Origin of the sequence: Bradyrhizobium sp. (assembly GCF_017881085.1) — a bacterium.
GTDB lineage: Bacteria > Pseudomonadota > Alphaproteobacteria > Rhizobiales > Xanthobacteraceae > Bradyrhizobium.
Map to the genome: position 1 here is coordinate 1 of NZ_JADGRI010000210.1, position 9,623 is coordinate 9,623.

The window sequence follows — 9,623 nt, forward strand, 5'->3', positions numbered from 1 at the left end:
CCCTGCGGCCGGAACGCAATGACGAAGATCATCGGCAGGAACAGGATGATGTAGGCGAGTTCCGGAAACAGCGCGGTGCCGAACGTATAGATGAAGCCGATGATGAAGCTGCCGATGAACGCGCCGAGCAGACTTCCGATGCCCCCGAGAATCACGACGATCAGCGCCAGCGGCAGCATGTCGGCATCAAGCCCGGGATAGGCGGACAGGATCGGCCCCCCCAGCACGCCGCCGGCTCCCGCGATCCCGGCACCGAGACAAAACACGATCGTAAACAGATTGGAGACCGGGATGCCGACCGCACGCGCCATCTGCGGGTCGTCGACCCCGGCGCGGATCATTGCCCCCAGCCGCGTCCGCTCCAGCAGGAAATACAATGCGATCGCGGTGGCAACGGCGCATCCCACTAGTACCAGCCGATAGGTCGGAAACACGAAACCGAGAACTCTGGTAGGCGCCTGCAGGTTGCGAGGAGTCGGCACCGGAATGGAATCGCCGCCCCACAGCAACAGGCATGCATCGGAAATGATGAAGGACATGCCGAGCGTCACCAACACTTGCCCTAGCGGATTGGCCTTCAGCCGGTTCAGCACCAGCCGCTCGAACAGGCCGCCGATCGCCGCAACCGCAATTCCGGCGCCGAGCGCGGTCACCCAGATGTTCAGGCCGTCGAACGCGCGTAGGGCGGTCGCCCCGAAATAGGTGCCGAGCATGAAGAAGGCGCCGTGCGTCAGGTTTGCCAGTCGCATCAGGCCAAAAATCAGCGAAAAGCCCGACGAGAGCAGGAACAGCAGACCACCGAGCGACAGGCTGTTGAGACCCTGGATGATCCAAAACTGCATCGTCTGCCGATCTCGTCCGGAAAGTTGCGCGCGTCTGTGCCCCGCAACGGAAGCAGAACTATTGCTCCAAATTCTTTGCCGGCGGATAGTCGCGCGAATAGACCGGATTTTTCAGGAATGCGGTCTTGTCATAGGTCCAGAACTGGCTGACGTCGGGATATGTCTTGATGACGGAATTGACCAGCCGCCCGTCTTTTCTCGCTACCTTGCGGATATAGACGTTGCCGGTGGCATTGCCGAACTCGTCGAACTTGACGACGCCGCGCACGGTATCCGCGTTGCTGCCGCGGATGGCGGTCATCAGCGCTTTCTTGTCCTCGACGTTTGCCTTGGTGGTCTTGAGCGCGGCCTCAAGCACCTCGCCCGAGACGTAGGTGCTGGCAGCGTAATAGCCCGGATCGTACTTGAATTCCTTGCGGAACGCCGGCGCAAAACTCTTGTTGAGCGGATTATCCAGCTCCGCCGAATACCAGCTGGTGGTCAGGATCCCCAGCGCTTCATCGCCCATGTTGCGAAGCACGGATTCGTCGAGCGCCGTCATTCCGCCGATCACGGCCATTTTGTCCTTTAGGCCGTATTCGATGAATTGACGAAGGAAGCGGAACCCGTTGGAGCCGGCGGTGCCGAGGAAGATCGCATCCGCGCTCTTCACCTGCGCGACATAGCTGCCGTAGTCCGGCGTCGCCAGCGGCGTGAAGATCTTCTGGACGATCTTGCCGCCGTTGTCCTCGAACCCGCGCTGGAAGCCGGCGCACATCTCATGTCCGTAGGCGAAATCGTCGGCGATGGTGACGATCTTCTTGTATTTCAATTCCTTGGCGGAATATTCGGCCAGCGGATAGGCGCATTGCGCCGAGGTCGAGGTCAGGCGGACGAACCATGGGCTCGGGTGCCGCTGCGTCATGTCCTCAGCCGCAGCGACGCCAAGCGTCGGGATTTCCTTTTCGGTGAGGTAGTCGGCGATCGCCAGCGCCTCGAAAGCGGCAAGCGGGCCAATGATGCAGTGGACGTTGTTTTTTTCGATCAGTTCCTGCGCCTTGGTGCGCGCGGTGGCGGGAACACCGGCCGTATCGGCGACGATCAACTCGACCTTGCGGCCCGCCAGCGTGTTCTCGCGTTCCTTCAGGAACATCGTCAGGGCAAGATCCATATCGATGCCGCCGGAAGCCAGCGGTCCGGTCTTGGCGGCCAGCAATCCAATGCGGATCGGTCCGCTGTTCTGGGCAAAGACAGGATGTGGGGTCGCCAAGCTGGCGATACCTGCACCGGCAACGCTGCCCACAAACCGACGTCGCGATATCGTCATTGGATCCTCCCCGGAACGCTACAAACTGGATACCGTCTGTTTTTTATTTTGTTGGGGTGATTTATCCGACGGAAGCCGTAAATGATCAAGTGATAACCACGTTAAAGACTTGGCCGCGCCGGATATTTCCGCAAGCGGGGATGTGGATAGATCGGAAACCCGCGGCTGCTCTTTGGTGCACTGCGATATCGCGGGTGACCTATTTCGGATCGTGTTCGGCTGATTTGGGAGTCGTGACGATGGTTTTCTTCAGGACTTCGAACACGGACGCCGTATCCTGCTCGCCCAGTCCCATCGCCATCGCTTGCGCGTAGACCGGCTGCGTCAGCGTGAACAACGGGGTCACGCAGCCGACGTCGTCGGCGAACTCCGCGATCACCGCCATGTCCTTCTTCCAGATCGACACCTTCATGGTCGCGGGCTCGTAAACGCCTTCAACCATCATCGGCGCGCGCATCTGAAACATCCGCGAGCCGCCGGCACCCGGGCCGACCATGTCGACCACCATTTTTGGATCGAGCCCGGCGCGTTCCGCCAGCACCATTGCCTCGGCTGTGGCGACGTTGTGGATGGCCACTAGATGATTGGCGACGAATTTCATCCGGCTGCCATTGCCGTATCGCCCGAGATCGGCGCTTTGCTTGGAAAAATCGGAGAACAGGTCCTTGCACTGTGCAATCGCATCGCTGTCGCCGCTGGCATAGACGATGAGATCGCGAACCTTCGCTTGCGCGCCGGTTCCGCTCAGCGGACAATCCAGCGCAATATGGCCGGTCTTCTTCAAAATGGCTTCGAAGCGAAGCTTGTCGGCGATGCTCAGGGTCGAGAGTTCGATCACGATACGCGGAGACTGCCCGGAGCCGGCGATTCCCTGCGCGACATCCTCTACGGCGCCAGGAGTGGGAAGGCTGGTCATGATGATCGGCGCATCCCGCGCAACCTGGGCGACGTCACCCGCGATCGTGACGCCAGCCTTCGCAAGTTCGGCGCATCGCGCGGCGTCGGTATCGAATCCGACCACGCGCCATCCGCGCTCGACGAGGTTGCGGGCGATCGCGCCTCCCATGATGCCAAGTCCGATGATGCCGACCGTCTTGTCCATGCTTTCGCCCCCTGCGATTTGCTATCGAATTCGGTTTGCGGACAACGCAGCCCGCGCCCAGGATAGTGATCAGGCGAAAGACAATCATCAAGTAGCGTCAACCGGTCAAGCGCGTTGCATTCACCTGAGGAGAGCTCGACATGGCGATGCTGCGCGAGAACGAGATGCGGCTGAACCGGGCTCTTCCGGCAGATTAGAACATGGCGGTACGCCGGAGCGTGCAGCGCGAGGAGCGTCCAAAGAGCAGCATCGCGTCTTGAACAATGGGTGATCAGGCGATAAACAGCGAAGACAATCTCGGCCGCGTTAACCAGGGCGAGCGAGGAAACGTAGAATGGTAGGTGCCGGCCAGCAGCCAAACGCAAGGTTTTCCTCGGGACCGGACGCGGACGGCGCCTATGCTGCCATGGTTGCCCGCGCCAGGGCACTGATCCCGTGCCTGCGCGACCGGGCTTCCAGGACCGAAGAGCTGAGGCGTCTGCCGTCGGAGACCGAGCGCGAGTTGCACGAATCAGGTTTGTTCAGGATTGTGCAGCCGAAGCGGGTGGGAGGCTCCGAACTCGACTATGTCGCGCTGGTCGATTGCGCCGATGCCATCGGGCAGGCCGATGCGTCGGTGGCCTGGAATTTCGCCAATCTCGCCAGCCACCATTGGATGCTGGGCATGTTCGACAGGCGCGCCCAGGATCTGGTCTGGAACAAGGACGCCAACGCCCTGATTGCATCCTCCTTCATTTTTCCGGCCGGTCGTGCCAGGAAAGTCGACGGCGGATATGTGCTGCGGGGCAGCTGGCCATTCTCGTCGGGCGTGGATTCCTGCGAATGGAATATGCTGGCAAGCGTCGTTTCTTCCGAGGATGAGGCAGACGGCATCGAGTACCGCATCTTTCTGGTCAACAAAAGCGAATACAAAATCCTCGACACTTGGAACGCGACCGGATTGCGCGGAACGGGATCGAACGACGTCGAGGTAAAAGATGCCTTTGTTGCCGAGCCAATGACGCTGGCGGTGAGCGATCTCGACGGAGGCCCGACCCCCGGTAGCGCCGTCAATCCGAACGCGCTTTATGCTCTGCCGGTCTTCTCGTTGTTTCCTTATGTACTTTCAGGCGTGGCGCTCGGAAACGCGCAAGCCTGTCTAGACGACTATGTCGAGATAGCGCGGCATCGGGCCTCGACCTACAATCGCGCCAAAATCGGCGACCTCCAGAGTACGCAGATCAAGATTGCCGAGGCTTCCGCCAAGATCGATGCGGCACGCCTCATCATGCGTTCGACCTGCATTGAGGCGATGGCTGACGCCAGGCGTGGCTACGTTCCGGATATCGCCGGCAAGACCAAATCGCGTCGCGATGGCGCTTTTGCCGTCAATCTCTGCACGGAGGCCGTTTCGTTGTTGTTTGCAGCAAGCGGAGCGCGGGGGTTGTTCACGACAGGAGTGCTGCAGCGGCAGTTTCGCGACGCCCACGCGATCAATTCGCACATCGCTTTCAATTTCGATGCGGCTGGCACCAATTACGGCCGCGTTGCGCTCGGTCTGCCTTCCGAAAACCTGACGCTTTGAGACTGGTGGAATGACCGACGCCCCAAAGCATCCGATCAATCCGGATCCGGCTAACGAACTGGCCAGCGATCATTCACCGATCGATCCCAGGGATTTCCGCAATGCGCTTGGCACCTATGCGACGGGCGTCACCATCATCACGGCCATCGCGGCCAACGGAAAGCCGTACGGACTGACCTGCAATTCCTTCGCCTCGGTGTCGCTAAATCCGCCGCTGGTGCTCTGGAGCCTTGGAATGTTTTCGCAAGCGCTGAACGTCTTCCAGAACGCCAGTCATTTCGCGGTGAATGTGCTCGGCGCATCGCAGCAGGCGCTTGCCAATAGATTTGCAAAATCCTCGGAAGACAAGTTCGTCGGCGTCGAATGGGCTCCGGGACTTGGCGGCGCGCCGCTGCTTGCCGATAGCGTCGCCAATTTTCAATGCCGCTCGGCAGGGCGATATTATGGTGGAGACCACGTCATCTTCCTGGGCGCCGTCGAGGCCTATGCGTACAACGGGCAGGAGCCACTGTTGTTTGCGCGCGGCGGGTACGGCCGTTTTCTCCCCGGCGACGCCGGATCAGCGTCGAAGCCATGAGCAGGAAACCGCCGCCCAAGCGCGCTCGCGCGAAGCAGAAGCGGTTATCTCCCGACGACCGCCGCAGGGAATTCGTCGCCAAGGCGACCGAATTTTTCTCGGAAGAAGGATTTGGCGGCGGCACGCGCGATCTGGCGCGCCGGCTCGGCGTCACCCAGCCGCTGCTGTACCGCTACTTTCCCAGCAAGGACGATCTGATCAAGGAAGTCTATCGCACGGTATATCTGGAACCGCTCGATACCGGCTGGGAGAAGCTGCTCACCGACCGCTCCCGGCCGATCCGCGACCGGCTGCAGGAATTCTACAACGCCTATACCGACGTGATCTTTACCCGCAAATGGCTGCGCATCTATCTCTATTCGGGCCTCAAGGGATTGGACATCAACCGCTGGTATGTCGGCGTGGTACAGGACAAGATTCTGGCGCGCATCATCAGGGAATGTCGTCATGAAGCGGGGCTGCCGGCGCAGAGCAAGCCGAGCGCCTCCGAGATCGAAATGGCGTGGGTGTTTCACAGCGGGATTTTTTACTACGGCGTCCGCAAGTATATCTACGAATCCCCCGTACTGGAGGACAAGGCGCGGATGATCGGCGATGCGCTGGATGTCTTTCTGGCTGGCTTCGGACGCGTCATTGCAGCACCAGCCGCGCCCAAGTGCGCCCCGGTAAAGGCGATTGGCTGAATTGGCTCTAGATGGTCTCGATCGTGCCGCTTTTCACCGACCGCTGGATCGCTTCAAAACTTCGGACACTCGCCAGCATCTCGTCCAACGCAACCGGGTACGGCGCTTGTCCAAGGGCGGCGCGGCCGAAGGCCTCGAGATTGTCCCGGACCGCCGGATGCGGCGCATGGAAGGTCGTTATCGGAGCCTGGTCCCGATGCAGGCTGGTCACATCCCAGCCGGTTGAATTCTCGGGATGGCTGCGATCGCGGATTTCCATCCAGCCTTTCGAACCGAGCAGTGCGAGCCGTCCCATGAACGGCGTCACCAGTACCGCGCCCAGCATGGCGGTGGCGCCGCCGTCAAAGCCGATCGTCATTGACAGCGTGTCGCCGTTCTCGAAATCGCTGCCCAATCGCGCAAGCCGCGCCCAGACGCTGACCGGCCGGCCGAGCAGCGCGATCGATAGATCGACCATGTGAATGCCGGTGGCCGACAGCGGGCCGACCGGATTTACGGCGTCCGATAGCCGCCAGTTGTCGCCGGGCAAATTGAGGAATCTGTCCTGGCTGAAATTGCCTTCCAGCAGCAGCGGATCGCCGAACTCCCCGGATGCAAATCGTCTGCGCATTTCGATGAATGCGGGCTCGAAACGCCGCTCGTGGCCGATGCCCAACTGGACACCGGCGGTGTTCGCGGCCGCGATCGCGGCTTCTGCATCCATGGCCGTCGTGCACAGCGGCTTCTCGCAGAAGACATGCCGCCCCGATTTCGCGGCGGTAATGATCTGCTCCGCATGTTGCTGCTGTGGCGTGCAAAGAATGATGGCATCGACATTCTTGTTCGCCAGCGCGTCCTCGAACCGCGCCGCGGTTGCGATACCGAGTGCCGCTGCTGCGGCCCGCGGCTGCTCTTTTGGGTCGACGCCGAGCACCGGTGCGATGATCGCGTTGTTCAGCAGCGCCTTGAGGATCGTTTGTCCCCACCATCCCAGACCAATGACAGCGGCCTTGATCATGCGCGGTTTCCGGTCCGGATCACGGTCTCGACATTTCGGCCCGGTACCAGTCGCCGATCTCGCTCGCGGTCATCAGCGCCACCCCGTCATGGCCGATGACATAGTCGAGCAGCGCCTCCAGATATTTGATGCGATGCGGGACGCCGGTGATGTAGGGATGAATTGAAATCGCCATGATCCGTGCATTGCTGGCGCCTTCGAGATACAGCCGGTCGAACTGATCGGTGCAGCGCTTCAGAAACTGGTCGGAAGGCAGGTGCTGCAGTGCGTGGATGACGATATCGTTGGTTTCGACCGAGTAGGGGATCGTCGTTATCGTGCCGTGCGGCGTTGCGATATCCTGCGGAAGATCGTCGATCACCCAGTCCGCGACATATTCAATGCCGTTGAGACGGAGCAGGTCGAGCGTCTCGCCGGTCTCGGTCAGGCCCGGGCTTTCCCAGGACCGGGGCGGCCTGCCGCTGAATTTTGCAATGGTGTCGACCGCTCGCTTGATCGCATCCGCCTGGTTATCGAGCTTGTGCATCGGGCCCTGAACGAAGCCGTGGCCCATGAACTCAAAGCCGGCCTCTAACGCGGCCAAGGCAACGCGGGGGTAGGAGCTGCAGACATTGGCGTTCAACGCCAGGGTCACCGGCATGTTGCGGTCGGTCAGCGCCTTGAACTGGCGCCAGAAGCCGGCGCGCATGCCGTATTCGTGCCACGACCAGTTCGGCACGTCCGGCAGCAGCGGCTCTCCCATCGGCGGGCTCAGCACGGTCCGCGGCATCGCGTTCTCGATCCGCCACTCCTCGACATTAAGGATGACCCATACCGCGAGCTTCTTGCCGCCCGGCAACGTCAATTTCGGCCGGTCGATTTGCGCCTGATAAGGGATGCGATCGGAAAGCGCCACGGGAGCCCTCAACTGGCTGCGGACGATTGCGCCGATTTCGGCGGCTTCGAGGTGCCGGCGTTAACGCGCGGCATGACCTTTTCAGCCATCAGGATCATCGACTGGCGTCCGAGTTCACGATCCTTCCAGTCCTTGCCGGCATATAACAGCGTGCCGAACTGGCCGACCTCATCCTGGAACGCCAGCAACTGATCCGCGACGCTGTCGGGCGTGCCATAGATGATCAGTCTGTCGCAGATCGATTCCAACGTCACTTCGTGGTCGGGCTGGTCGCGGCGGGTCTTGAACAGCTCGATCCGGCCGTTCTTCTTCAATTTGGTGAACAGGGAGCGGTAGTAGTAAACGTAAGGCCCATCCGGATCGGTTGCGTAGGCCTTTGCGGTTGCCGTGTCCTTGGCGACAAACACGCTCTTGGCGACGCGCCAGTTGCCGGGATCGGCGGCACGGCCGCTGCGCTCGCAACCCTCGACATATTTCGGCCAGTGGCTTTTCACCCAGGCCGGCATCAGGAAGTTGGCCGAGATCGGGTCCCAGCCGCGCGCGGCGGCTTCGGTGACGCCCTTCGAGAATGGGGCGACGGCGGTTACGACGATCGGCGGATGCGGCCGCTGCGAGGGCCGCGCGATGAATCCCTGGCCGATGTCCCTTATCAGGGTCTTTTGCGTGGAGATGTTCCAGTATTTCCCTTGAATATTGTATGGCGGCTCGGTGGCCCAGATTTCCAGCACCTGGTTGATGGATTCCAGAAACATGGCGTTGCGATCGGCGTCGAGATTGCCGAACAATTCGGCGTCCGACAGCAGTCCGCCCGGGCTTATTCCGAAGATCAGCCGTCCGTCGAGCATGTGATCGAGCATCGCCATGGTCGCGGCGACGGTGGCAGGATGGGTGTTCGGCATATTGATCGTGCCGGTGCCGAGCCTGATTTGCTTGGTGGCGGCGGCGATCCAGGCCAGGAACGCGATGCAGGAAGTGATGTTCTCGGCCTGGTCGGTCACGTGTTCGCCGACATAGGCCTCGGTGAACCCGAGTTCGTCCGCCAGCAGGAAAGCTTCGCGGTCTTCCCTTAACGAGAGCTTCCAGTCCTTGCCGAGCGGGTGGATCGGCATCGTGAAGAAACCCAGATTCATTGCCTGCTCCTCCCCCGGGGCTCGATGTTGACGCGTGCGGACTGCGCGTCGTTTGCGATATTATGACATGTCCAAAAGTCGAATGCTGCGAAATAATCGCTCGATAAACAAACTTGACCTTTGATGGTCCGCACCGTCTAATCCGCGGAAAAATACGCCGAAAAACCGGCCGGGGAGGTCACGTCTATGAAAGCCTCGGCTTTCAGCTACGCACGCGCAACCAGCGTTGCCAACGCATTGGAATTGTTGGCGGGGTACGGGGACAGGGCGAAGGTGCTGTCGGGGGGCCAGAGCCTGATGCCCGCGATGAATCTGCGCCTGATCTCTCCGGAACTGATCGTCGATATCGGCGAACTCGCGGAGCTGCGCGGGATCGCGGTGAGGGGGGATGTCCTCAGCATCGGTGCGCTGACACGCCATGTCGACCTGCAGCGGTCCCCGGAGCTGGCGGCGCATGCGCCGCTGCTAACCGAGGCCGTTGCTCATGTCGCGCACCCCGCGATCCGCAACAGGGGAACCATCGGCGG

10 protein-coding genes are annotated in these 9,623 nt (G+C 61.0%); 4 read left to right on the plus strand and 6 right to left on the minus strand.

What is annotated here, in order from left to right; genetic code table 11:
• The 3 genes from QZ213_RS18740 to QZ213_RS18750 all read right to left on the minus strand — a co-directional run.
• The coding region (locus QZ213_RS18740) for a branched-chain amino acid ABC transporter permease (protein WP_291687588.1) at positions 1-842 on the minus strand (842 nt) is incomplete at its 3' end.
• 58 nt (positions 843-900) lie between these two features.
• Positions 901-2,091: an ABC transporter substrate-binding protein gene (locus QZ213_RS18745; RefSeq protein ID WP_291687589.1), complete on the minus strand. Its 1,191-nt coding sequence runs from the start codon at positions 2,089-2,091 to the stop codon at positions 901-903.
• 256 nt (positions 2,092-2,347) lie between these two features.
• Complete coding sequence (locus QZ213_RS18750; RefSeq protein ID WP_291687590.1) at positions 2,348-3,250, minus strand: NAD(P)-dependent oxidoreductase; 903 nt, start codon at positions 3,248-3,250, stop codon at positions 2,348-2,350.
• Between the two features lie 334 nt (positions 3,251-3,584).
• Between QZ213_RS18750 and QZ213_RS18755 the strand changes: the two genes are divergently transcribed.
• Genes QZ213_RS18755 through QZ213_RS18765 form a run of 3 tightly spaced genes read left to right on the plus strand, consistent with a single transcriptional unit; the run spans position 3,585 to position 6,074 of the window.
• Positions 3,585-4,814, plus strand: a complete 1,230-nt coding sequence (locus tag QZ213_RS18755) for an acyl-CoA dehydrogenase family protein (RefSeq protein WP_291687591.1) — start codon at positions 3,585-3,587, stop codon at positions 4,812-4,814.
• Between the two features lie 10 nt (positions 4,815-4,824).
• Positions 4,825-5,391: a flavin reductase family protein gene (locus QZ213_RS18760; RefSeq protein WP_291687592.1), complete on the plus strand. Its 567-nt coding sequence runs from the start codon at positions 4,825-4,827 to the stop codon at positions 5,389-5,391.
• Positions 5,388-6,074 carry a TetR/AcrR family transcriptional regulator gene (locus QZ213_RS18765; RefSeq protein WP_291687593.1) on the plus strand — a complete coding sequence of 229 codons (687 nt, stop codon included), beginning with the start codon at positions 5,388-5,390 and terminating at the stop codon, positions 6,072-6,074. Before QZ213_RS18760 ends, QZ213_RS18765 begins: the two co-directional genes overlap by 4 nt.
• Before the next feature lie 7 nt (positions 6,075-6,081).
• On the opposite strand, the gene QZ213_RS18770 is transcribed toward QZ213_RS18765, so the two are convergent.
• Genes QZ213_RS18770 through QZ213_RS18780 form a run of 3 tightly spaced genes read right to left on the minus strand, consistent with a single transcriptional unit; the run spans position 6,082 to position 9,096 of the window.
• Positions 6,082-7,071, minus strand: coding sequence for a Gfo/Idh/MocA family oxidoreductase (locus QZ213_RS18770; protein WP_291687594.1), 990 nt, complete (start codon positions 7,069-7,071; stop codon positions 6,082-6,084).
• Between the two features lie 19 nt (positions 7,072-7,090).
• Positions 7,091-7,966, minus strand: a complete 876-nt coding sequence (locus tag QZ213_RS18775) for a polysaccharide deacetylase family protein (RefSeq protein ID WP_291687595.1) — start codon at positions 7,964-7,966, stop codon at positions 7,091-7,093.
• 8 nt (positions 7,967-7,974) lie between these two features.
• Positions 7,975-9,096, minus strand: coding sequence for an LLM class flavin-dependent oxidoreductase (locus tag QZ213_RS18780; RefSeq protein WP_291687596.1), 1,122 nt, complete (start codon positions 9,094-9,096; stop codon positions 7,975-7,977).
• Between the two features lie 186 nt (positions 9,097-9,282).
• On the opposite strand from QZ213_RS18780, the gene QZ213_RS18785 reads away from it, so the two are divergent.
• Positions 9,283-9,623, plus strand: a 341-nt coding sequence (locus QZ213_RS18785) for an FAD binding domain-containing protein (RefSeq protein ID WP_291687597.1), incomplete at its 3' end; no start/stop codon positions are given.

Excerpts from the sequence above, each read along its gene's own strand:
- QZ213_RS18750 (WP_291687590.1), bottom strand. The coding sequence starts at position 3,250 with ATGGACAAGACGGTCGGCATCATCGGACTTGGCATCATGGGAGGCGCG.
- QZ213_RS18755 (WP_291687591.1), top strand. The coding sequence starts at position 3,585 with ATGGTAGGTGCCGGCCAGCAGCCAAACGCAAGGTTTTCCTCGGGACCG.
- QZ213_RS18760 (WP_291687592.1), top strand. The coding sequence starts at position 4,825 with ATGACCGACGCCCCAAAGCATCCGATCAATCCGGATCCGGCTAACGAA.
- QZ213_RS18765 (WP_291687593.1), top strand. The coding sequence starts at position 5,388 with ATGAGCAGGAAACCGCCGCCCAAGCGCGCTCGCGCGAAGCAGAAGCGG.
- QZ213_RS18770 (WP_291687594.1), bottom strand. The coding sequence starts at position 7,071 with ATGATCAAGGCCGCTGTCATTGGTCTGGGATGGTGGGGACAAACGATC.
- QZ213_RS18780 (WP_291687596.1), bottom strand. The coding sequence starts at position 9,096 with ATGAATCTGGGTTTCTTCACGATGCCGATCCACCCGCTCGGCAAGGAC.